The organism is Alloalcanivorax balearicus MACL04 (genome assembly GCF_025532145.1).
GTDB lineage: Bacteria > Pseudomonadota > Gammaproteobacteria > Pseudomonadales > Alcanivoracaceae > Alloalcanivorax > Alloalcanivorax balearicus.
Map to the genome: position 1 here is coordinate 1 of NZ_ARXS01000038.1, position 22,686 is coordinate 22,686.

18 protein-coding genes and 1 pseudogene are annotated in these 22,686 nt (G+C 63.1%); 14 read left to right on the forward strand and 5 right to left on the reverse strand.

The features are described 5' to 3' along the window. Positions 1-220 (reverse strand): annotated as a pseudogene (locus MA04_RS20275) (GTP 3',8-cyclase MoaA); the annotation flags it as partial. A gap of 349 nt (positions 221-569) precedes the next feature. Between MA04_RS20275 and MA04_RS20280 the strand changes: the two are divergent. The 9 genes from MA04_RS20280 to MA04_RS20320 all read left to right on the forward strand — a co-directional run bounded on the left by MA04_RS20280 (position 570) and on the right by MA04_RS20320 (position 13,179). After that, positions 570-3,554 (forward strand): xanthine dehydrogenase family protein molybdopterin-binding subunit, encoded by a 2,985-nt coding sequence (locus tag MA04_RS20280; RefSeq protein ID WP_262462521.1) that lies wholly within the window; start codon positions 570-572, stop codon positions 3,552-3,554. After that, positions 3,551-4,378 carry an FAD binding domain-containing protein gene (locus MA04_RS20285; protein ID WP_262462523.1) on the forward strand — a complete coding sequence of 276 codons (828 nt, stop codon included), beginning with the start codon at positions 3,551-3,553 and terminating at the stop codon, positions 4,376-4,378. The genes MA04_RS20280 and MA04_RS20285 overlap by 4 nt, the downstream gene beginning before the upstream one ends. Further along, on the forward strand, positions 4,362-4,892 hold the full coding sequence (locus MA04_RS20290; protein ID WP_233916672.1) for a (2Fe-2S)-binding protein: 531 nt from the start codon (positions 4,362-4,364) through the stop codon (positions 4,890-4,892). Before MA04_RS20285 ends, MA04_RS20290 begins: the two co-directional genes overlap by 17 nt. After that, on the forward strand, positions 4,885-6,420 hold the full coding sequence (locus MA04_RS20295; RefSeq protein WP_262462524.1) for an AMP-binding protein: 1,536 nt from the start codon (positions 4,885-4,887) through the stop codon (positions 6,418-6,420). The genes MA04_RS20290 and MA04_RS20295 overlap by 8 nt, the downstream gene beginning before the upstream one ends. 22 nt (positions 6,421-6,442) lie before the next feature. Then, positions 6,443-7,246, forward strand: a complete 804-nt coding sequence (locus MA04_RS20300; RefSeq protein WP_262462525.1) for an enoyl-CoA hydratase/isomerase family protein — start codon at positions 6,443-6,445, stop codon at positions 7,244-7,246. Positions 7,247-7,323: 77 nt separating this feature from the next. Continuing rightward, positions 7,324-8,586 carry a benzoate/H(+) symporter BenE family transporter gene (locus tag MA04_RS20305; protein WP_262462527.1) on the forward strand — a complete coding sequence of 421 codons (1,263 nt, stop codon included), beginning with the start codon at positions 7,324-7,326 and terminating at the stop codon, positions 8,584-8,586. Further along, positions 8,583-10,526 (forward strand): TRAP transporter permease, encoded by a 1,944-nt coding sequence (locus MA04_RS20310; protein WP_262462529.1) that lies wholly within the window; start codon positions 8,583-8,585, stop codon positions 10,524-10,526. The genes MA04_RS20305 and MA04_RS20310 overlap by 4 nt, the downstream gene beginning before the upstream one ends. 29 nt (positions 10,527-10,555) lie before the next feature. Next, on the forward strand, positions 10,556-11,551 hold the full coding sequence (locus MA04_RS20315) for a TAXI family TRAP transporter solute-binding subunit (protein WP_262462530.1): 996 nt from the start codon (positions 10,556-10,558) through the stop codon (positions 11,549-11,551). Then, positions 11,548-13,179: a thiamine pyrophosphate-binding protein gene (locus tag MA04_RS20320; protein ID WP_262462532.1), complete on the forward strand. Its 1,632-nt coding sequence runs from the start codon at positions 11,548-11,550 to the stop codon at positions 13,177-13,179. Before MA04_RS20315 ends, MA04_RS20320 begins: the two co-directional genes overlap by 4 nt. Positions 13,180-13,192: 13 nt before the next feature. Here the strand turns inward: MA04_RS20320 and MA04_RS20325 are convergent, their stop codons facing one another. From MA04_RS20325 to MA04_RS20340, 4 genes are read right to left on the reverse strand one after another with little or no spacing between them, the layout of a single operon-like run. After that, a complete protein-coding gene (locus tag MA04_RS20325; protein ID WP_262462533.1) occupies positions 13,193-13,951 on the reverse strand; it encodes an SDR family NAD(P)-dependent oxidoreductase in 759 nt (252 codons plus the stop codon). A 58-nt stretch (positions 13,952-14,009) separates the two neighbouring features. Continuing rightward, a complete protein-coding gene (locus MA04_RS20330) occupies positions 14,010-15,275 on the reverse strand; it encodes a TRAP transporter large permease (RefSeq protein ID WP_262462535.1) in 1,266 nt (421 codons plus the stop codon). Continuing rightward, positions 15,275-15,844, reverse strand: coding sequence for a TRAP transporter small permease (locus MA04_RS20335; RefSeq protein ID WP_262462537.1), 570 nt, complete (start codon positions 15,842-15,844; stop codon positions 15,275-15,277). Before MA04_RS20335 ends, MA04_RS20330 begins: the two co-directional genes overlap by 1 nt. A gap of 22 nt (positions 15,845-15,866) precedes the next feature. After that, positions 15,867-16,844, reverse strand: coding sequence for a TRAP transporter substrate-binding protein (locus MA04_RS20340; RefSeq protein ID WP_262462539.1), 978 nt, complete (start codon positions 16,842-16,844; stop codon positions 15,867-15,869). Positions 16,845-17,120: 276 nt separating this feature from the next. Between MA04_RS20340 and MA04_RS20345 the strand changes: the two genes are divergently transcribed. From MA04_RS20345 to MA04_RS20365, 5 genes are all read left to right on the forward strand, one after another. Further along, the gene (locus MA04_RS20345) at positions 17,121-18,554 is read left to right on the forward strand and encodes a UbiD family decarboxylase (protein WP_262462540.1); all 1,434 of its coding nucleotides are present in this window, start codon (positions 17,121-17,123) and stop codon (positions 18,552-18,554) included. Positions 18,555-18,615: 61 nt separating this feature from the next. After that, the gene (locus MA04_RS20350; protein ID WP_262462542.1) at positions 18,616-20,058 is read left to right on the forward strand and encodes an aldehyde dehydrogenase family protein; all 1,443 of its coding nucleotides are present in this window, start codon (positions 18,616-18,618) and stop codon (positions 20,056-20,058) included. 21 nt (positions 20,059-20,079) lie between these two features. Next, entirely contained in the window at positions 20,080-21,021 is a 942-nt protein-coding gene (locus MA04_RS20355; RefSeq protein ID WP_233916653.1) for a LysR family transcriptional regulator, read from the forward strand. Beyond that, a complete protein-coding gene (locus MA04_RS20360) occupies positions 21,008-21,625 on the forward strand; it encodes a UbiX family flavin prenyltransferase (RefSeq protein WP_233916652.1) in 618 nt (205 codons plus the stop codon). Before MA04_RS20355 ends, MA04_RS20360 begins: the two co-directional genes overlap by 14 nt. Then, positions 21,612-22,577, forward strand: coding sequence for an XdhC family protein (locus MA04_RS20365; protein WP_233916651.1), 966 nt, complete (start codon positions 21,612-21,614; stop codon positions 22,575-22,577). Before MA04_RS20360 ends, MA04_RS20365 begins: the two co-directional genes overlap by 14 nt. Positions 22,578-22,686 lie beyond the last annotated feature (109 nt).

Genomic DNA, 22,686 nt, shown 5'->3' on the forward strand with positions numbered 1-22,686 from the left:
GCAGCTCTTCAATACCGTTGTCCACGAACAGAGTCGCCAGCCGCAGCAGTTCCTCCCGGTCCATCAGTTCCCGCCCGGGCAGCCATTGCGGGTGTTCCGGCATGCAATACCGGCAACGGAAGTTGCAGCGGGCGGTCAGTGACAAACGCAGCTTGCGTTTGACCCGGCCGAAACGGTCACTGAGGGCCGGTCTTTTGGTCGGTAAAAATAAAACCCCCATAATCGCTTCCTTCTTCTCCGGATTCCGCCATTCGTGAACTCACTGTTTTATTTTTCTCTAAAAAAAAAATACCACCTGCCCCCCATAATACTCCCGGACGCTACCACAGGCCTGTCATCCGCCTCCATTAGCGAATCCTGATAGGCCCGATCAGTCTCCCTGATAAGCGCTTGACGGGACGCACCTCCAGAAGTGAGAGATCAGGATGCACGGCATCGCCTCCATCGAACAATCAGACTATTTGGTAAATTTCCGGACCCAGGGGCAGTTCTTCATAACCACCGGCAAGGCATCGTTCTGAAAATCACCCGAGACTATAAAAATCGAATAACAGAACAAAGGTTCTCGGATGAGCACGCATCAAGCCGGTGCGAGAGTCGAAGGTGGCCACCTGGGTCAGCGACAACTCCGCCTTGAAGACACCGCTCTGTTGAGAGGGCTGGGCCGCTACGCCGACGATCTGGCGACGCCTCCCGGCACCTTGCATGCAGCCATTGTCCGTTCCCCCCATGCCCATGCCCGGTTGCTGGCCGTGGACGCTTCCAGGGCGTTGGCGCTGAAAGGCGTACGCGCGGTCCTGACCGGAGAGGACGTGAAACGTTGGGCCAATCCCTTCCCGGTCGGAGTACGGGCACCGATGGAGCACTGGTGCCTGGCGGTGGATAAAGTGCGCTATGTGGGAGAACCAGTATGCGTGGTGATCGCCGAGGACCGTTATCTGGCCGAGGACGCTCTGGACGCGGTACGGGTTGAGTACGAACCGCTCAAACCGGTGATCGATCCGGAAAAGGCGGCCACCGAGGAGGCCCCGGTGCTGCACGAGGCGGTGGGCAGCAACGTGGTCAACGAACGCCACTTCAACTACGGCGACCCGGACAAGGCCTTCAACGAGGCGGTTCATCGGGTATCCATCAAGGTGCATTACCCCCGCAATTCCTGCACCCCGATCGAATGCTACGTGGTACTGGGCCAGTACCTGCCCGCCTCGGGCAGCTACGATATTCTTTCCAATTTCCAGGGCCCTTATGCCTTGCACTCGGTGATGGCACGAGCCCTGGATGTCTCCAGTAACCGTCTGCGCCTGCGTACGCCACCGGACTCCGGCGGCAGCTTCGGCATCAAACAAGGCGTGCTCACCTATGTGGTGCTGATGGGCCTGGCGGCGCGCAAGGCCGGCGCCCCAGTGAAATGGGTGGAGGATCGCCTGGAGCATTTGCAAGCCTCATCCAGCGCCACCAATCGAGTGGCGGATATGGAAGCGGCGGTGGATGTTGATGGGCGCGTCACTGCGCTGCGCTACGACCAGATCGATGATTGCGGCGGCTACCTGCGCGCGCCGGAGCCAGCCACCTTCTATCGCATGCACGGCAACCTCACTGGCGCCTATGACATCCGTAATCTGGCGGTACGTAACCGCGTGGTGCTCACCAACAAGCTGCCCAGCGGTTTGAACCGGGGCTTCGGCGGCGGCCAGATGTATTTCGCACTGGAGCGGTTGATGCATCAGGTGTCACGCCAACTGGGATTGGATCCGCTGGAGGTGATGCGTCGTAACCTGCTGCCCGCCGACGCTTTCCCTTATCGCACCGCCTCCGGGGCGCTTCTGGATTCCGGAGACTATGGCGCCACCGTGGATCTGGCGCTGCGCGATGGCGGCTTCAGCGAGTTGCTCCAGCGGCGTGACCAGGCGCGGGCCGAAGGCCGCCTCTATGGCATTGGTCTGTGCGCGGTGGTGGAGCCCTCGATTTCCAACATGGGCTATATCACCACCGCCCTGACTCCCGAACAACGACGCAAAAGCGGGCCGAAGAACGGCGCCGTGAGCACCGCCACCATTGGCATCGATCCGCTCGGCGGCATCACCGTGCACGTGTCTTCCACACCCCAGGGCCAGGGACATCAGACTGTGGCCGCTCAGGTGGTCGCCGAAGTGCTGGGCGTGGCCCCCAAGGACATTATGGTCAATGTGGAGCTGGATACCGGTAAGGACGCCTGGTCGATCGCCTCCGGCAATTATTCCAGCCGCTTCTCGGGCGCGGTAGCCGGGGCCGTCTACAAAGCCGCGCTGAAGGTGCGCGAACGTTTGGCCAATATCGCCGCCACAATGTGGAACCTGGACGCGGACCAGGTCCGTTTCGCCGACGGCAAGGTATTCATCGAGGACGGCCCCAGCCTGGGCTTCCATCGGGTCGCCGGTACCGCCCACTGGTCCCCCGCCCTGCTGCCGGAGAACGAGCCCGGCGGCCTGCGTGAAACCGCCTTCTGGACGCCGCCGCAACTGGAGGCCCCGGACGACGATGACCACATCAACAGTTCCCTGTGCCACGGCTTCATTTTCGATTTCTGCGGGCTGGAGATCGACCGTATCACCGGCGAGATCCATATCGACCGCTACGTCACCAGCCACGACGCCGGTCGGTTGCTCAACCCGATGCTGGTGGACGGCCAGATCCGCGGCGGCTTCACCCAGGCCCTGGGCATCGCGTTGATGGAAGAGTTCGCCTATGGCGAAGATGGCAGTTTCCTGTCCGGTACCCTGGCCGACTATCTGCTGCCCACCGCTCCGGAAGCGGTGGAGCCACTGATCCTGCACACCGAAACGCCGTCGCCGTTCACGCCCCTGGGCGCCAAGGGCGTGGGGGAAGGCAATAACATGAGCACGCCGGTGTGCATCGCCAACGCGGTGGCCGATGCCCTCGGCCGCGATGACATCCAACTGCCGCTGACGCCATCCCGGGTCCGCGCGCTGATCGGCATCGACGAACCGGAAGCACCGGAAGGTCTGGAACCGTTGGCGGCGCCCAAGGCCGGCGGGCCGGCGTTGCAGGCCCGCGATTCCGTGGAGGTGCCGGCGTCGCCGCAAACCGTTTATGACACCGTGCTCGATCCGGAAACTTTGCGCGCCATCATCCCCGGCTGCCATGCCCTGGAGCTGGAAGGCGAGAATCAGTACCGCGCCGATGTCACCGTGGGCGTGGGCATGATCAAGGCACGCTTCGCCGCCCGGGTCAGGCTCAGCGATCTGGACCCGCCCCATTCCCTGCGCCTGTCCGGCTCCGGCGACAGTCCCATGGGCTCCGCCTCCGGCAGCGCCCACGTCACCCTGGTGGCTCTGGATAACGGCCATACCCGTCTGGACTACGTCTACGAAGTGGACGTCGGTGGCAAGATCGCCGCCGTCGGCGGACGCATGCTGCAAAGTGCCTCGAAAATCATCATCGGCCAGGTCTTCAACCGACTCGCTCAGCGCCTTACCGGCCAACCCAGCGGTGGACTCTGGCAACGATTACGCACCCTGCTGGCACGGCTGCTCGGAAAAGGAGACGCATCATGAAACCCGCGTCCTTTGACTATGTGCGCGCCTCCAGCAAGCGCGAGGTCCTGCAACTGCTGCACGAACACGGCGAGGACGCCCGCGTACTGGCCGGGGGCCAGTCGCTGATGGCCACGCTTAATATGCGCCTCACTCAACCTAAACTGGTGATTGATATCAATCGGGTGGAGGAGTTGCGCTCGATCCGCAACGAACGCGGCCATCTGGCGGTAGGCGCGGCGGTGCGCCAGGTGGAACTCACCGACCGCACGGAATTGGCGACGGAAGTACCACTGCTGGCCCAGGCGTTGCCCTGGATCGGCCACTTCCAGACCCGCAACCGGGGCACGGTATGCGGCTCAGTGGCCCACGCCGACCCCAGTGCCGAAATCCCGCTATGCCTGGTGACCCTGGGTGGCATCGTGGTCCTGGAATCGCTGCAGGGCAAACGCCGTGAAGTACCGGCGGCGGACTTTTTCCAAGGCCTTCTCACCACCGCCCGCCAACCCCGGGAATTGATCTCCGAGGTACGTTTCCCGCTGGCGCAGGACGGCACCGAATACCGCTTCCGGGAGATCGCCATGCGCCACGGCGACTTCGCCCTGGTGGCACTGGCTCTGTGTCTGAGCGACCACGGTGCCCGCCTGGGCGTGGGTGGTGTCGCCGACCGGCCGGTGGCACAGACCCTGCCCCTGGGCGATGCCCTGCCCGACGCCCTCAATACTCTGGCCTGGTCATTGGGTGCCCAGAGCGACGTTCATGCGTCCGCCGCCTACCGGCGCCAACTGATTCGCGAACTGGGCCGCCGACTGATCGAGGAGCCTTCCCATGCACGCCCCCGCTGAGCAGCGCTGTGACATCGAATTGGAACTCAACGGCGAAACACGCCATGGCAGCGCCGAACCGCGCATGCAGCTGTGTGATTTCCTGCGCCATGAGCTCGGCGCCACCGGCGTCCATGTGGGCTGCGAACACGGTGTTTGCGGCGCCTGCACGGTACTGGTGGACGGCATCGCCTCACGCTCCTGTCTGATGCTTGCGGTTCAGGCCGACGGCCGCCGCATCGATACCGTGGAGTCGCTGGCACGCGACGACGTGATGAACGACCTGCAGCAAGCATTCAACCGCCACCACGCACTGCAATGTGGCTTCTGCACCAGCGGCATCCTGATGTCCTGCGTGGAGTTTCTGCAACGGGAACCGACCCCGGACGAAACCCGGGTACGCGACATGCTCTCGGGACATCTGTGCCGCTGCACCGGCTACACCGGCATTGTTCGCGCGGTGCTGGAAGTGGCCGAGCAACGCCACGAAGGCGAATCACAACAACAAGCTTTGGAGAACCGCAACGATGTTTGATCTTGGACGCAGCTTCCTGGCGGCGGTGGAACGCCGCCCACAGGCGACGGCGATCAGCGACGGGCCGCAGAGCTTCACCTACGAGGCCTGGTTCAACATCATTCAGCGTACCGCCCACGGCCTGCAATCGCTGGGACTGAACAAGGGAGATCGCCTGGTGGCCGCCATGCAGAATCGCTGGCAGATGGCGACTCTGCACTGGGCCTGTCAATTTGCCGGCATCGTGATGACACCGTTGAACTGGCGCTGCTCCGCCGACGATCTGCAATGGAGCCTGGACGACGCGGACGCGCGCGCGCTGATCCACGATGAGGCGGTACGCGATGCCGTGGCGACCATGGATGCACCAATACTGCCCTGTGTGAGCGTGGGAGATAAGCCGTTCGATAGCGCTTACGACTTCGAGGAACTCTGCGCCCAGGCACCGACGGAAACCATCTTGCGAGCCGGCCCCGAGGACGGCTCCCTGATGCTATACACCTCCGGCACCACAAGCCGCCCCAAAGGCGTGCCCCGGCGGCACCGCGCCGAGCGCGCCGCCGCCGTCGCCCATGTGGCCCAGAACCTCTACGCCCACGGCGAGTGCACACTAGGCGTGATGCCGCTGTATCACACCATGGGTGTGCGCTCGCTGTTGGCCATGGCACTGCTGGATGGCCACTTCGTATGTATTCCCCGCTTCGACGTGGAAGCCACTCTGGACGCCATTGAGCGCGAACGCATCAGCAACCTCTATTTGGTCCCCACCCTCTATCACATGCTGATCGAGCACCCGGCATTCACCCCGAAACGGGTGGCCAGCGTGCGCAAGATCGGCTTCGCCGGAGCTCCCATGAGCGACGGTCTGATGCGCCGCGTGGAGGCGGCGTTCCAACCAGAGCTGTTCGTCAATCACTACGGCAGCTCTGAAATCTATACCTTCACCATCGACCAGACCGCAAGCCGCAAGCCAGGTTCATCCGGTCGTAGCGCCCTCAACCAGCGCATTCGTGTGGTGCCACTGAACGCCGAGACACCCACCGACGAAATCCCCACTGGCGAGGAAGGCCAGATCATCGCCGACCTGGCCAGCGATGAAGCCTTCGAGGGCTATTGGCGACGCCCGGACGCCGACGCAAAGTCGATCCGCGACGGTTGGTACTTCACCGGCGACACCGGCTTCTTCGACACGGACGGCGACCTGTTCGTCACCGGCCGGGTGGATGACCTGATCATCACCGGCGGTGAGAACATCAGCCCGGCGGAAATAGAGAACGCCCTCTCCCTGCACCCGGCGGTAGAGGAAGTGGCCGTTGTGGGCCTGCCCGACGAACAGTGGGGCAAGCTGGTGACCGCCTTCATCAAGACCCGGCATCCGGTGAGCGAGGAAGAACTGGATGCCCATTGCATCGCCTCCGGCCTGGCTCGCTTCAAGCGTCCACGCCGTTACCAATTCATCGACCAGATACCCAAATCCCCGGTGGGCAAGATTCTGCGTCGTGTCCTGATCGCTGACCACAGCGAACCGCAGCCCGCCGAGCAGTCCTGATTCGTTAGCAGAGGAAATCACCATGACCCCCAATGACATTGAGCAGTATCTGGCCTCGGACTTCGACGGCTTCAAGGTGGAATTGCGCACCGACCAGGAACGCGGCGACATCATCCTCGGCCGTCCGCCCTACAACGTCATCGCCATGAGTCAGCGCGAGGATCTGCGGCAGGTGTTCGAAGCCCTGGATGCCCATCCGGGCGTGCGTGTCATCGTGCTGCGCGCCGAGGGGCAGCATTTCTCCAGCGGCGGCAACATCCGCGGCTTTCTGGAGGCGTCCCCGGAACACGTCTCCAAACTGGCCTGGAACGTGGCCGCCGCCGAACGCTGCAGCAAACCCGTCATCGCCGCCAACCGGGGTTACACTTTCGGTGTCGGTTTCGAGTTGTCGCTGGCCTGCGATTTCCGCATTGCCTCCGAGACCGCCCGTTACGCCCTGCCGGAACAGAATCTGGGGCAGATCCCCGGCTCCGGTGGCTCCGCCCGCTTGCAGAAAATGATTGGCATCACCCGCACCAAACACATGGTGATGCGCGCCAAGCGGGTCTCCGGCGCTCAGGCCCTGGATTGGGGCTTTGTCACCGAATGCGTGCCGGATACCGAGTTGGAAAGCGCCACCAATGCTCTGGTGGAAGAGCTGCGCCGCTTCTCCCCGCTGGCCCAGCGTACCGCCAAGAAGCTGATCAACGACAACGAGGACTCACCGCTCAAGGTGGCTATCGAAATGGAAGGCCACTGCTACAGCCGCCTGCGCAGCTCCGCCGACTTCAAGGAAGGTGTTGAGGCGTTCCACCAAAAACGCCCGGCGGTGTTTCGTGGAGAATAGCCACGGAGAATGAGGCGAGCGAACAACAACCCGCCGGGCCTGGCCCGCCCGGCTCATAACAAAAATGGAGGCAGCCCATGCCCAAAGAGATGTCCGCCGGCGGTATCAAAGCCCGGCCGTCCAGCCAGGACGCCGTCCCGCTACGAGCCGCCTTCAACGCCCGCACCATCAGTACCGGCGTGGTAGCCACCCTGTTCGGTTGCACCGGCCCGGCGATCATCGTCATGAACGCCGCCGAGAGCGGCCACCTCAGCAACGCCCAAACCGTCGCCTGGCTGTTCGCCATCTATGTGCTCGGCGGCTTGATCAGTGTGCTTTTCTCATTGCGCTACCGGCTGCCCATCAGCGGTGCCTATACCATTCCCGGTGCTGCCATTCTGGCGGCGTCCTTGCAAATAATTCCTTTCAACGAGGCGGTGGGCGCCTTCATCGCCAGCGGTGTCATGGTGCTGGCGCTCGGCGCCAGCGGCCTGATCGGGCGCCTCGCCCACTGGCTGCCGGTGCCAATCGTCATGGCGATGATCGCCGGCGCCCTGTTCCGCTTCGCCACCGGAGCCGTGGACTCCGTGGTGGCGGCGCCCTGGGTGGCGGGCACCGCCACTCTGGCGTTCTTCCTCACCGGCCGGCTGCTGCGTTCGGTGCCGCCGGTGCTGGTGGCGGGCCTGGTCGGTCTGGGCATCGCGTTATGGCTGGGCCAATTGCAACCCGCTGACGTGAACCTGGGATTCGTTATGCCCGAGTTCACCGCGCCGGTATTCTCCTGGCAGGCGTTCTTCGCCATCGCCGTGCCGCTCACCGCCCTGGTGATCGGCGCCGAGAACGCCCAGGCCATCGGCGTGCTGATGGCGGAGGGCTATGAACCGCCCATCAACCACATGACCATCGCCAGCGGTGTGGGCGGTATCCTGGCGGGCCTGCTGGGCGGCCATAATGCCAACATCGCCGGCCCCATGACCGCCATCTGTTCCTCCGAACAAGCCGGCGCTGACGCGCGCTTGCGCTATGGTGCCTCACTGATCAACGGTGTGTTGTTCATGTTGTTTGGCCTGTTCGCCGGCGCCGCCGTTCCCTTCCTCCTCGCCTTACCCAAAGCGCTGATCATGGTGATCGCCGGCCTGGCTATGATCGGTGTGCTGCTGGGCGCTTTTCAACAGGCCTTCCGCAAGAATGGCGCTTGCCAGGTGGGGGCATTCGTGGCGCTTACCGTGGCGATGAGCAAATTCTCTCTACTGGGGATCAGCTCACCGTTCTGGGCCCTGTTGCTGGGCGTAACGGTGTCCGCCCTGCTGGGAGAACTTGGCGAGAGCCGCGCCGGCCGCCGTTCGGAGGCTGGAGCATGAAGACATTCCTGACCCCGGCCAGCCTGGTAGCGCTGCTATGGGCGCTGTTCCAGATCTGGATGGTCTACGGCACGCCCCTGGAGTTGATCGTGGCGGTCCCCATCCATGTGATGTTCGGTGTCGCCCTCACGTTCATCGCTCATCCGCTGCGGCCTCGGGAAGACGGCACTTTTTCCCTGTTCCGGGCCAGCGATTACCTGCTGGTGGCGGGGGCCGCCGCCATCGCCGTGCACTACTACCTCAGCAGCGAAATGCTCACCACCCGCATCGCCATGGTGGACCCGCCCACCTGGCGCGATCTGCTGGTGGGCATGGCTACTCTGGTGCTGGTGGTGGAGGCCGTGCGCCGCTCCCTGGGCATGGGCCTCACCGTGGTCATCCTGGTGTTCCTGGTCTACCAGTTCTGCGGTCCGCTGCTGCGCGATTTACCGCTGCTGAGCATCATTGGTCACGATGGCCAGCCCAGCCGGCTGTTCTTCGAAACCTTCATCGATATGCAGACCATGCAGAACGAGGGCGTGTTCGGCATTCCCAGCATTGTTTCCTATGGCCAGGTGTTCTATTTCCTGCTGTTCGGCGCCTTTCTGCAGTTCTTCGGCGGCGGCCAGCTGTTCATGGATCTGTCCGTGCTGCTGGTGGGCAAGTTGCGCGGCGGCATGGCCAAGGTGTCGATTCTGTCATCCACTCTGTTCGGCTCGGTGAGCGGCAGCGCCACCGCCAACGCGGCGGTGATGGGCATGTTCACCATTCCCGCCATGAAGCGCTCCGGCATGAGCAGCGAGCAGGCCGCCGCCGTGGAAGCTTCGTCGTCCACCGGCGGCCAGTTGATGCCGCCGGTGATGGGCGCCGCCGCTTTCCTGATCGCCCAGTTCATGGGGGTGCCTTACGCGGAAGTGGCGATGGCGGCGATCATCCCCGCGCTGCTGTTCTATCTGGCGCTGTACTTCGTGGTGGACCTGCTGGCGCGGCGCAACCAGCTCTCCGGCCTCCGTTCGGAGGAGATCGAAACCGACTGGGCGGGTGTGCTCAAGCGGCTTTATCTGCTGATTCCGGTGGTCGTGCTGGTTTATCAGATCATGGCAGGCCGGGCGCTCAGTTCCGCCACTCTGGATGCAATCTGGCTGACACTGTTACTGGGGCTGTGCGGACGTTGCTGGGAAGGACTGCGTACCGGTGGTGCCGGCAATCTGCCGCGCGTGCTGGGCACGGTGCTGGGCGACGCCGTGCAAGCGCTCGTCTCCGGGGCCCGCGGCGCCATCGCCGTGGCCATTCCCTGCGCCGGAGCCGGTATCGTGGTGGGCATCGCCTCCACCACCAACCTGGGGCTGACCTTTGGCACCTTCGTCACCACCCTGTCCGGCGGCATGACCATCCCCGCCCTGCTGTTGGTCATGATCATGGTGATCGTCATGGGCATGGGCATGCCCACCACCGCCGCTTACATCATGGGCGCCATCCTCGCCATTCCGGCCCTGGACAAACTCGGCATTCCGCAACTTTCGTCGCACTTCTTCGTGCTCTACTTCGCTGCGCTGTCCATGGTCACGCCACCGGTGGCGTTGGCCGCGTTCGTCGCCGGCGGTATCGCCAAAGCCAATATCTGGCAAACCGGCTGGGCGGCGTTTCGTTACAGCCTGGCCGGCTTTCTGGTGGCGTTCGCCTTTGCCTTCAGTCCGGCGCTGCTGCTGCAGGGCGAATGGACACAGATCGTCACCGCCACGGTAACCGCGGCGATCGGCTGCTACGCCCTGGCCGGCTGCGTGGCCGGTTACCTGCGCGCCGCCAACACGCGGCCGGAGGCGCTGCTGTTGCTGGCCGCCGCCGCCATGCTGATCACCCCCAAGCCGGTCGTGTCGCTGATCGGCTTGGCGCTACTTGCCGTAGTCTGGGGCGGACAGCTATGGCGCCGCAAACGCGGCACTCCGTGCCAGGCCACCTAACCGTTACTCATGCATCAGGAGAACAACAAATGAGACACCTCAACTTCCATACCATCCTGCCCCCCCTGTTGGCCGCCCTGCTCTCACTGACCGGCCCCGCCCTGGCTACGGATCCGATCAAGGTGAAGTTCGCCGCCGGCCCCACCGGCACCACCTGGTACGCCTATGCCGGCGCCTTGCGCACCGAGCTGCTCAACGCCCTGCCGCAAGGCTCCACCGTGGATATTCAAGGCACGCCAATGGCGATCGCCAACACCAAACTACTGGCCGCCGGCCGCGCCGACATCGGTCTGATCTTTCCGCCGGTGGCCGCCTGGGCCGGACGAGGTTTCGGTCCCTTCGATCGCGAGATCGACAACATCCGCGGTCTGGTGGGCGGCCTGGACCAGTACTATCAACGTGTCACCGTGCAAACCGACAGCGACATCCAGAGCCTCGCGGACATCAAGGAGAAAAAACTGGCGGTGCGCATCGGCACCGGTCCTCAGGGCAGTCTCAATGAATACATCGCGCGTCTGATCCTGGCCGCCAATGACCTCAGCTACGAGGACATCGAGGCCTTCGGCGGCAGTGTCACCCGCTCCAGCCTGAGCATCCTGCAAGACCAGTTCGGCGACCGGAAGCTGGACATGATCATCGGCATCACCACCGCCGGCCATCCCAATACCGCCCAGCTTTCCATCACTCCGGGACAGCGCTTTCTGAGTCTCAGCGACAAGGCGGTGAAGTATCTGCGGGACTACGGCTTCGCCGCCGCCACCATGCCCGCGGAACTGTTCGAGGGCCAGAACGAACCGGTCAAGGGGGTGGGCTTCAGCACCTCTCTCTATGCCCGCGCCGACCTGCCCGACCAGGAAGCCTACGCCATCACCAAGGCGATCATGGATCAGCGGGAAGCGGTCAAGAGTGCTTTCGGCTCCATGGCCAGTTGGACCTTGGAAGGCGCCTCCGCCAACGAGAACCTGGCGGCGCCGCTGCATCCCGGCGCCCGCAAGTACTACGACGAAGCGGCGGACGGGCAATGAGTGATCAGTCCAGTGGCGGGCAGATGATCGTCGATCGGCTGCGCGCCAACGGCGTGGACCGGGTTTTCACGGTGCCGGGAGAAAGCTTCCTGCCGGTGCTGGACGCCCTTCACGACGTGCCGGAAATCCAGCTTGTGGTATGCCGTCAGGAAGGCGGCGCCACCATGATGGCGGAAGCGCACGCCAAGCTCACCGGCCGGCCCGGCGTGTGCTTCGTCACCCGCGGACCGGGCAGCGCCAATGCCCTGGCCGGGCTGCATGTGGCGGCGCAGGACTCCACTCCGCTGCTGGTGTTCGTCGGCCAGATACCGAGCGGCTTTCAGGAACGCGAAGCCTGGCAGGAAGTGGACGTGGGGGCGCTGTTCGGTCCGGTGGCCAAGTGGGCCACCGATGTGCAGCACGCCGAGCGGTTGCCGGAACACCTGAACCGGGCCTTCGCCACCGCCCAGGCCGGCCGCAAGGGTCCGGTGGTGATGGGACTCCCCGAGAACCTTCTCTACGAAAACGTGGAAACGGCGGCGGCCCCCACAGCGGTCAACGCCGCGCAAAGCCACCCGGCGGCCCGCGACGTTGAGGATCTGGAGCGCCGCCTGGCGGCGGCACGGCGGCCGCTGGCGATATTCGGCGGCAGCGGCTGGAGCGCGGAGGCCCGGGACACCCTGACGCACTTCGTCGAGGCCCGGGGTATTCCGGTGATCACCGGTTTCCGTCGTCAGGATCGCTTCGACAACACCCACCCACTCTATGCCGGCGACGCCGGTCTGGGCATGAACCCGGCGCTGGCCGAACTGATCCAGGGCGCGGACCTGATCCTGGCGGTGGGTACCCGGCTGGGCGATATCACCACCCGCCATTACCAACTGCTATCCGTGCCCCGGCCACGCCAGCAAGTGATCCATGTGCATCCACAACCGGAGGAGCTCGGGCATGTCTACCAGACCGATCTGGCGATCTGCGCCGGCGTCGAGGCATTCGCGGCAGCCCTGTCTCCGCACACCGACCGCCTCCCGGACGATGAACAGCGTGCCTGGATGGAGCGGGCCAGCCAGGTTCATCGCGGCTGGGTACGCCCCACCGAGTCACCAGGGCCAGTTCAGTTGGCACGCATCGTTCGTTGGCTGGGTCAACGGCTGCCTCCGGAAGCGGTGATCAGCAACGGCGCCGGCAACTATACGCTCTGGGTGCACCGCTTCTATCCGTTCCGGGCCCTGGGCAGCGCGCTGGCGCCCACCTCCGGCTCCATGGGCTATGGTCTGCCGGCGGCGATCGCCGCCAAACTCGACAACCCGCAACGGCCGGCGGTGTGCTTCGCTGGCGACGGCTGCTTTCTGATGACCTGTCAGGAGTTGGCCACCGCCGTCCAATATGGCGCCAACGTGATCGTCATCGTGGTCAACAACGGCTCCTACGGCTCGATCCGCATGCATCAGGAACGGCAATACCCGGGCCGCCGTTACGGCACCGACCTGGTCAATCCAGATCTGATTTCCCTGGCGCGCGCTTTTGGCACGGAGGCAGAACGGGTGACGAAGACGGAGGATTTCGAGGCGGTGTTCGAGCGCGCTTTATCGGCGCAACGTCCCTTCCTGATCGAGCTGCCTTTGGATCCGGGCATTCTCAAACCCTGATCCTCACGGCAGCTCAGTGCATTACCGAGCCGCCATCCACCACCACACTTTCGCCGGTCATAAAGGCGCTCTCATCGGAGGCCAGGAACAGCAGCGGGCCGATCAGGTCCTCCGGCGTCTGGTCACGCTTGAGGGCGCGGCTGGCCAGCACCGGAGCGGTGAGTTTGTCACGCATGGCCTGGTTGGCGATTACCCCTTCACTGAGCACCAGCCCCGGCGCCAGGGTATTCACGGCGATACCGTGTTCGCCCAACTCCCGGGCCAGAGCCCGGGTCAGGGCCAGCACCGCGCCCTTGGAGGTGACGTAATGCAACAGGTTGGGCGTGCCCTTGAACGGCGTGCCCGAAGAGATGTTGATAATACGGCCGTAACCACGCGCCTTCATGCAGGGCGCCACCGCCCGGGCACAGATAAAGGGACCGCGCACATTCACCGCCATCACCTTGTCCCACTCGTTCAGGTCGATATCCTCGAACGGCTGAATTTCCAGCGAGGCATAGATGGCCGCGTTGTTGACCAGTACATCAATGCGCCCGAAGCGCTTCATCGCGGCCTGCGCCATCGCCTTCGCGGACACTTCGTCGGCGACGTCGGCGCGCACAGCCATGGCCTCGGCGCCGGAGGCATTGATCTCTTCCGCCAGGGGCGCACCATCGAGCACATCGGCGATCACTACCCGGGCTCCCTCGGCGGCCAGGGCCTTGGCATAGACAGCGCCGATGCCCTGGGCAGCGCCGGTAATGATCACCACTTTATCCCTCATTCGGGTCATTCCAGTCTCCCTTCCCTTCATCAAAATTACTTTTAAGCGTTACTTCCAAGCACAACGTTTAAGAAAGAAACGCCGTGACCAGATCCGGCTGCCAGGAGATCAGGATCATCACCACCAGGGTGACCAGCAGGAACGGCAACAGCGATTTAATGATGTCCCCGGGGCGACATTCGGTAACCCGGGACGCCACGTAAAGCGCCGCGCCCACCGGCGGCGTCAGCAGACCCAGGGTCAGGTTGATGCACATCACCACGCCCAAATGATAGGGGTCAATGCCGTACACTGACTGCGCCACCGGCAGCACGATCGGCACCAACAGGATCAGCGCCGCGATGCCATCGATGACCATGCCCACCAACAGCAACAGACCGATCAGCAGCAGCAGATAGACAAAGGGATCGGAGGTCATGCTCTGCATCAGGTCACCCAGTTGCTGGGGAATCTGTTCGTAGATAATCACCCAGCCGAATACCGCGGCGGCAGCCACCAGCGCCAGCACCACGCCGCTGTTGACACCCACCCGCAACAGCATGTCTCCCATGCGATGCAGCTTCATCTCGCCGTGGGCGAAGCGCCCTACCAGCACCGCCATGGTGGCGCCCACCGCCGCCGCTTCGGTGGGCGTGGCAATGCCACCGACGATGCTGCCGATCATCACCGCCGGCACGCTCAGCGATGGCAGCCCCGCCAGCAGATCATGCAGAATCCGGCCCAGAGTCAGGCGCTCGTTCCTTGGATATTCATGAATAAAGCCGAGTATCGCGATGACCAGAATGAAGCCCGCCGTCATCATCAGACCGGGAATAATGCCGGCAATGAACAGGTCACCAATGGAGATCTGCGCCAAGACACCGAAGATAACGAACAGCATGGACGGCGGGATCACCGGTGCCAGCAAAGCGCCGGCGGCGGTGGTGGCGGTGGCGAAATCCCGCTTATACCCCTTGCGCTCCATCTCTGGCACCATCACCCGTGCCATCACCGCCACTTGCGCATTGGCGGAGCCGATAATCGACGCCAGCATCATGTTGGCGAGAATATTGATGTAGGCCAGTCCGCCGCGCACCGAACCCAGGAACACCGAAGCGAAAGCGACCAGACGTTTGGTCAGTCCGCCTTCGTTCATCAATTCGCCCACCAGCATGAACAGGGGAATCGCCAGCAGGCCATATTTATCTAGTCCACCAAAGAACTGCTGCGGATAAGAGAGAAACAGCACGCTGTTGTCACTCAGCTGGATATAGCCCATGGCACTGACCGCCAGCACCAGCGCGATGGGCACACCGATGAACAACAACACCACGAAAAGCGCGATCACCGCCATCAATCCACCCCCTCCGCGCCCGACCGGACCTGCTGAAAATCCGCGCCTGAGGCACGCAGTGTGGCCAATAAATTGGCCAGCGCATGCACACTGGCGGTGAACGCCACTACCGGCATGATCAGCCAGAACCAGAACTTGGCCATGCCCAAGGTGGCGGTGGGCTCCTGGTACATATAGTTGAAAGTTTCGGCGGCGAAGGCTTCCAGGTCGAAGCCGCTGTTCACCAACCCGATGGGATCGAACCAGCGGTAGCAAAGAATAAAAAAAATCACCGCGAACGCCAGCACCACCAGATCAGAGGCCAACCGTAGTCCCTTCCGGGCCGCCGCCGGCACCGCGTCGGTGAGGAGGGTCACCGCCACCGCGTCGCGGTGCTTGAGGGTGACGCTCAAACCGATCATGGCCAGCCACACCATGGTCAGGACCGCCAACTCATCAAGCCAGAAAATCGGAGCCCTGAAGGCCCTCGCCGCCACGTTGACCAGAACCATCACCGGTATCAGCACCACCAGGGCACGCAGAACCGCGCGCTCCAAGCGGCCCAGGAAATCACTTAACGCCTGGATCATAGTCGCTCTTCCGCTATCGGGGTTACAGTTCGGCGGCTTCCCCGCGGAGTTCCCCAAGCACCGGCGTCTTCTTCATCCAGAGCTCTTCCCACTGATCCAGCTTGTCGCCGAAGAAATCCGGACCCACCTCGATTACCTTGACGTTCTTGGCTTCGATCTCGGCCTGGGTCTCGGCCTGGGACTTCTGATAATACGGCGCCAGCTCCGCCAGACGCGTACGGGTCAGGGTGCGGATAAGGTCGCGGTCGTCCTGGTCCAATTGCGACCAGGTGCGCGCCGAGATCAACCCCAGCACCGGAAACATCATGTGGTTACTGCGCAGCACCGTCTTGGCACGCTCGTAAAGACGCAGTTTCCAGACCAGTTCCAGGTCCGCGTCGACGCCATCCACCTGACCGTTGGCCAGAGCATCATAAACGTCGGTAACCGGCATCGGTGTGGAAACAGCACCGAGCAAACGATAAAAGTCCTGCACTGGCGGAAAGGGCGTGATACGGATTTTATGGTCGTTAATCGCCTGCACATCCTCCGCCGGGAAGGCGGTGAGCATCAGACGCATGCCGGCAACTCCATAGCCCAGGCCGACCACGCCAGCCTTACGTGGCAATTCCTCCAGCAGCGCCTGAGCAGTGGCTCCGTTAAGCAGTTGATCCGCCTCCATGACGTTTTCCGCCAGATAAGGGGCGAACAGCGCGCCCATGTCGGGGACCCGGTTGGCCACCTCGGCGGCGGTCATGAAGGCCATGTCCAAAGCGCCGGTTTGCAATTGCTGCAACATCTGCGCTTCACTGCCCAGCTGACCGGCCGGGAACACCGCCACGCTGTATTCACCGTCGGATTGTTTTTCCAGATCCTCGCCAAACGTTTCCGCCGCCTTGCTCCAGGCATGACTTCCGGGAACGATCAAACCGAGCTTCAGTTCCCTGGCTCCCGCCACGCTGGTCACCGCGACCAGCAACAAACACATCAACGCCCGGCATCCAAATCTTGTTTTATTCATTGGTACGACCTTTTGTCCGCTGTTATCGATTATTGTTATTTACAACCTGGTTCTGGACGCTAGCACGGCGCTGTTCAACCTTCCCATTAACTTATAATGATTCGTCCAATCAGCGAATATTATGGGATCAGGGCAAGGCTTCCCCGCCCGGCGAACGCCAAGAAGTTCCGGGCGTATCTCAAGCGCTGATGACGTGCATCAGAAATGCTTAATAGGAAGGCATCGATCCGGCTTATAGCATGACGGTCAAACAAAAACCGACAAAGAGACGCCGACATGCCCTCCTTGCCTTCCCACACCGCCGCCGCCTCCACCCCGCCCGTGGGCGCCAGTCTGCGCGGTTGGCTGGATCATCTGCAAAAGAGCCAACGGCTGAGCGTGATCGAGCCCGGTACGGACTTGCGGTATCAGGTGGCGGCCATCGCCAACCGGCTCGATGGGCACGCCGCTTCCCTGTTTCAGCGTCCCGGCGGCCATGCCATTCCGGTGATTTCCGGTCTGCTGTCTCATCGTGACTGGATGGCCGAAGCCATGGGCGTGGCGCCTGCCCAGGTGTTGGCACGCTTCCAGGAGGCCAGTCTCAATCCGATTCCCTGGCGCGAGGTGGAAACGCCGGTCTGCCAGGAGGTAGTGCACCGAGAGGTGGATCTGAACGCCCAACTGCCGATTCCCACTCACAATGAACACGACAGCGGCCCCTACATCACCGCCGGCCTTTTGATCAGCCGTAATCCCCGTACCGGGGTGCAGAACGTCTCCATTCATCGTCTGCAGGTGAGCGGCGCCAATCGGCTCGGCGCCCTGCTGCTGCCACGCCATACTCTGGCTTACTTTCAGGAAACGGAGCAGGCTGGTGAGGACCTGGAGGTGGCGGTGGTAATCGGTAGCGACCCGCTGACGCTGATGGCGTCCCAGGCCATCGTACCGATCGATCATGACGAGTTGGAAATCGCCGGCGCCCTGCATGGCGAATCACTGCGGGTGGCGCAATGTGTCACCAACCGCATTCGCGTGCCTGCGGAAGCGGAAATCGTCATTGAAGGGCGCTTGCTGGCTCATACCCGCGAGGAGGAAGGTCCGTTCGGCGAATTCCCTCAGTATTACGGTGAACGTGCCGAGCGCCACGTCATCGAAGTAGATGCTATTACCCATCGCCGCGCCCCCATGTTCCATACCATTGTCGGCGGCGGCCTGGAGCACTTATTGCTCGGCGGCATTCCCCGCGAAGCCACCATGCTGGCGCACCTGCGCCGCAGCTTCCCGTCGGTACGTGATGTACATCTGGCGCACGGCGGTGTGTGCCGCTATCACCTGTACGTGCAGATCGACAAACGCTCCGAGGGGGAAGGCAAGAACGTCATCCTCGGTGCACTCGGCGGCCACTACGACATCAAACACGTAGTGGTGGTGGACTCCGACGTGAATATCCATGACCCCAACGAAGTAGAATGGGCGGTGGCCACCCGTTTCCAGGCGGACCGCGATCTGGTGCTGATCCACGACAGCCAGGGCTCCAAGCTGGACCCTTCCACCCGCGACGGCATCGGCTCGAAGATGGGATTCGACGCCACCGTGCCTGTGGATGCGCCAGCCATGCGGTTCAAGCGCATTCGCGTGCCCGGTGAGGAGGACGTGGATCTCACCGCCATCAGCGAACCCGCCGGCGATGACTGGCAACAACGATTGATGCCTTCCAGCCAGCCCCGGTAGCCATCCCCCCACTCGCGGCGGTGGCAGCCCTTTTACCACACCGGCAAAGGAGAATAACAAGATGCAGGCACGGCATTTCATTAACGGCGAATGGCTGCACGGTGAAGGCTGGGTGGACAGCCTGGACCCGGCCACCGGCGAAGTGCTCGGCGCCTTTGCCGAAGGCGGTGAGCAGCAGGCCCGGGCAGCGGTGGACGCCGCTTCCCTGGCGTTCAACACGCCACAATGGGCGCAAAATCCGCGCCTGCGCCAACAGGTCATGCTGGCCTGGGCGGCAGCCCTGGAACCGCGGCGCGAAAAACTGGCTCATCTGTTGACCCGCGAAAACGGCAAGCCGCTGGCCCAGTCCCAGGGCGAAGTCGGCGGCGCCCTTTCGGAGATTCTGTATTACGCCGGCCTCACCCGGCACACTCCGGGAGCGGCCATGGAAGTGGCCCCCGGCGAATTCTCCACGATGTTTCGCGAACCCGCCGGCGTGGCCGGTCTGATCATCCCCTGGAACGCACCGGGCGTATTATTGATCCGCGCTCTGGCTCCGGCGCTTGCCGCTGGCTGCGCCACCGTGGTCAAACCGGCACCGCAGACCGCCCTGTTCAATGCCGCCGTGATGGCTCCACTGCTCGAACAGAAGGCGCTGCCGCCCGGGGTGGTCAACCTGTTCATGGAAAGCGGACACGCCGGCGCCGCCCATCTGGTCGCCAGCCCGAAAGTGGACGTGCTCAGTTTCACGGGCTCCACGGCCACCGGCACGCGTATCATGCAGGACGCCGCCCCCACCATGAAAAAACTGTCGCTGGAATTGGGCGGCAAATCCTGCTGCCTGGTGTTCGAGGACGCGGATATCGACGCCATCGCACCGAAACTGGCAGCGGCGGCCACCATCATATCGGGCCAGCAGTGCACCGCCGCCCGCCGGGTGCTGGTGCAGGCCAGCCGCCTGGAGCAGATGAAGGCCGCTTTGAGCGCGGCGCTGAAGGCGTTACCTCTGGGGCATGGGCTGGACGCCGCCACCCGCATTGGCCCGCTGATCGACCGGCATGCCCGGGATCAGGTTGGTGCGCGTATCCAAGAGGCCCAGGACAGCTGCGATCAGGTGTTGCTGGCCGGCGGCATACCGGATGATGCCGGCCTGGCTGACGGTGCCTTCCTGACGCCCAGCCTGATTCATCACCGCGACAGCGGCGCTTTCTTCTGCCAGGAGGAAATCTTCGGGCCACTGCTGGTGCTGGAAGCCTTCGAGGACGAAGCGGACGCGGTGGCGCGCGCCAACCATACCGACTTCGGGCTGTCCGCCAGCGTCTGGACCAACCACGGGGCCCGCGCCCTGCGCGTAGCCCGGGCATTGCGAGATGGTACAGTATGGATCAACGACCACAACAAACTGTTTGCCGAAGCGGAAACCGGCGGCTATCGCAAAAGCGGCCTCGGGCGACTGCACGGCTATGACGCCCTGCTGGACTTCACCGAACTCAAGCACGTGTACCAGAGTGTCGGGACGGTCTGAGCCGGCAAGAGCGAGGCCGCTATGGAGCTACGCCAGCTGAAGTACTTTACCTGCCTCTACGAGGAAGGGTCGGTGACACGGGCCGCTCAGCGGCTCAACATCGTGCAGCCCGCCCTCTCCATGCAAATTTCAAAACTGGAGGAGGAACTCGGGCAGCCGTTGTTCGAGCGTACCTCCAAGGGCATGATCCCCACTGAAACCGGCGAGCAGGCGTACCGGTTGTTCATGCCGCTGCTCGGCCAGCTTCTGGAGGCACGGCAAACCCTCATTCACCGCAATGGGGAAATCAGCGGACGCATCCATGCGGGTCTTATCGCCTCGGCGGCCAATCAGGCCCTGGCCAGCACCCTGGCCTATTTCGTTGAGCATCACCCCAACGTGGAGCTACAAATCAGCTACGGCTACAGCCAGAATCTGATTGACCGGGTGCTCTCCGGGGATCTGGATTTCGCTGTTATCAACCAGAGTTTCCAGCAAGAACGTCTTACCCGCATCGACCTGGTGGACGAGGAGTTGCTGGTGGCTACCGGCGCCGCCAACCGGCTGCGAGTGCCGACGCCGGTACCGTTATTGGCGTTGAGCAAACTGAAACTGGTGCTGCCCTCGCGGCTGCATGGCCTGCGCATCGTTATCGACCATTCCATGGCAACGCTGGGGCAGGAACTGACTCCGGCGCTGGAACTCGACGATCTCACCGTGATCGAGAGTTTTCTGCGCCGCAGCGACTACGTCAGCATACTGCCCGCCACGGTGCTGCGCCCGGGTCTGGAGGAAGGCGCCCTGCGCGCCTACCCGCTCGACAATCCGGGACTGACTCGCAGCATGGTGTGCGTGCACGATAACCGCCACCCTCTGTCTCCGGCGGCGCGCCTGTTCGTCGACATTATCGGCAAAACCCTGGTGACCGGCCTCAACGCCATTCACTTCTATAAGGAGGGCGCCATCGATCATGAACTGGACTGATTCCCGATCACAACGTTTGATCATCGCCATCTCCGGGGCCTCCGGGGCCATCTATGGTGTGCGTCTGCTCGAACTGCTGCGCGACACGCCGCTTGAAACCCATCTGGTGGTTAGCAAATCCGCGCTTATTACCGTGGCGCACGAAACCGGTTTATCCTGGTCGGAGCTCAAGAATATGGCCTCCGTTCACTACGCCAATCAAGACATTGGCGCCGCCATCGCCAGCGGCTCGTTCAAGACCATGGGCATGATCGTGGCCCCTTGCTCCATACGTTCCATGTCCGAAATCGCCAGCGGTGTCACTTCCACCTTGCTGACTCGCGCGGCCGATGTGATTCTCAAGGAACGACGGCGGTTGGCTCTGATGGTCCGGGAAACGCCGCTGCATCGTAACCACCTGCGCACCATGATGGAGTTGGCGGAACTGGGCGCGATCATTACACCGCCGGTACCGGCTTTCTACGCCCGCCCGACCTCCCTCAACGAAATGGTGGATCACAGTCTGGGACGTGTCCTGGACTTGTTCGACATCGAACTGGGTGTGGTCCGTCGCTGGCGGGAAGACACCGCCGCGGACTCGGATCAGAACCATGCAACATCTTGATCTGCAGGTTATAGAGCAGGCTCTGCAATGGTCCCGGGCCGGTCACGAAGTCTGGTTGTGCACGGTGCTCTCCACCTTCGGCTCCGCGCCACGCCCCCCCGGAGCCATGCTGGTGGCGCGTGCCGACGGAGCCTGTGCGGGTTCCCTGTCCGGCGGTTGCGTGGAGGAAGAGTTTCTGAACAGCCTCTGCCAGGGTGCCTTTCGCGACACCGTGAGCATCATTCGCTACGGTGACAACGACGACGAGCGGCGCCGTTTCCGTCTGCCCTGCGACGGTATTCTTCAGGTCCTTATAGAACACCGTCCTCCCAGCCAGGACTGGTTCTCCCACTTGGAGGCCCTGGTGGCCACCCTGCGCGGTCAACGCCGCCAGGTGCGTTGCGTGGATCTCACCACCGGCGCGCTCACCTTGCGTCCCGACCAGGGTGGCGAGGCGGCTCAGGTAAAGGACGAGCAGGTGGAGATCCGGATCGGCCCGGTATTACGGCTATTGCTGGCGGGGGTCTCCCCGGTGGCCCGGATCTGTGCCAGCTTTGCCCGCGAGCTGGGCTGCGAAATCATTGCCTGCGATCCTCGTGAAGAAGCACAAGGCGTGCTGATCGACGGCATCGACGTGCAACCCATCCTCCCTTCCCTCTATATCGCCTCCGGCGGCTGTCACGAAACCACCGCCGTGGTGGCCCTGACCCACGATCCGAGGATCGACGATCTGGCTCTGATGGAGGCGGTACGGACACCGGCATTCTATATTGGCGTGATGGGTTCGGTACGAACGTCCGCGAAAAGAGCGGAACGTCTGAAACGGGTAGCCGGACTAAGCGACGCGGAAATCCAACGCATTCATATGCCCATTGGCCTTGGCCTGGGCAGCAAAACGCCGGCGGAGATTGCTCTGGCGGTGGTGGCTGATGTGCTACGCGTCTACCGGGGGAAAGCCAGAGATGAACTCTAGCGCAGCTCCTATCATCGCCCGCAATCCAGGGGCTCGCCTTCTGATCAATGTGAACGATTCAGGCGTTCATCTCGATATCGATACCCCCGATGACCTGCGTTTCATTCCC

Bases quoted from the DNA above. Each gene is read 5' to 3' on its own strand.
- MA04_RS20280 (WP_262462521.1), top strand. From the start codon at position 570: ATGAGCACGCATCAAGCCGGTGCGAGAGTCGAAGGTGGCCACCTGGGT.
- MA04_RS20285 (WP_262462523.1), top strand. From the start codon at position 3,551: ATGAAACCCGCGTCCTTTGACTATGTGCGCGCCTCCAGCAAGCGCGAG.
- MA04_RS20290 (WP_233916672.1), top strand. From the start codon at position 4,362: ATGCACGCCCCCGCTGAGCAGCGCTGTGACATCGAATTGGAACTCAAC.
- MA04_RS20295 (WP_262462524.1), top strand. From the start codon at position 4,885: ATGTTTGATCTTGGACGCAGCTTCCTGGCGGCGGTGGAACGCCGCCCA.
- MA04_RS20300 (WP_262462525.1), top strand. From the start codon at position 6,443: ATGACCCCCAATGACATTGAGCAGTATCTGGCCTCGGACTTCGACGGC.
- MA04_RS20305 (WP_262462527.1), top strand. From the start codon at position 7,324: ATGCCCAAAGAGATGTCCGCCGGCGGTATCAAAGCCCGGCCGTCCAGC.
- MA04_RS20310 (WP_262462529.1), top strand. From the start codon at position 8,583: ATGAAGACATTCCTGACCCCGGCCAGCCTGGTAGCGCTGCTATGGGCG.
- MA04_RS20315 (WP_262462530.1), top strand. From the start codon at position 10,556: ATGAGACACCTCAACTTCCATACCATCCTGCCCCCCCTGTTGGCCGCC.
- MA04_RS20320 (WP_262462532.1), top strand. From the start codon at position 11,548: ATGAGTGATCAGTCCAGTGGCGGGCAGATGATCGTCGATCGGCTGCGC.
- MA04_RS20325 (WP_262462533.1), bottom strand. From the start codon at position 13,951: ATGACCCGAATGAGGGATAAAGTGGTGATCATTACCGGCGCTGCCCAG.
- MA04_RS20330 (WP_262462535.1), bottom strand. From the start codon at position 15,275: ATGGCGGTGATCGCGCTTTTCGTGGTGTTGTTGTTCATCGGTGTGCCC.
- MA04_RS20335 (WP_262462537.1), bottom strand. From the start codon at position 15,844: ATGATCCAGGCGTTAAGTGATTTCCTGGGCCGCTTGGAGCGCGCGGTT.
- MA04_RS20340 (WP_262462539.1), bottom strand. From the start codon at position 16,844: ATGAATAAAACAAGATTTGGATGCCGGGCGTTGATGTGTTTGTTGCTG.
- MA04_RS20345 (WP_262462540.1), top strand. From the start codon at position 17,121: ATGCCCTCCTTGCCTTCCCACACCGCCGCCGCCTCCACCCCGCCCGTG.
- MA04_RS20350 (WP_262462542.1), top strand. From the start codon at position 18,616: ATGCAGGCACGGCATTTCATTAACGGCGAATGGCTGCACGGTGAAGGC.
- MA04_RS20355 (WP_233916653.1), top strand. From the start codon at position 20,080: ATGGAGCTACGCCAGCTGAAGTACTTTACCTGCCTCTACGAGGAAGGG.
- MA04_RS20360 (WP_233916652.1), top strand. From the start codon at position 21,008: ATGAACTGGACTGATTCCCGATCACAACGTTTGATCATCGCCATCTCC.
- MA04_RS20365 (WP_233916651.1), top strand. From the start codon at position 21,612: ATGCAACATCTTGATCTGCAGGTTATAGAGCAGGCTCTGCAATGGTCC.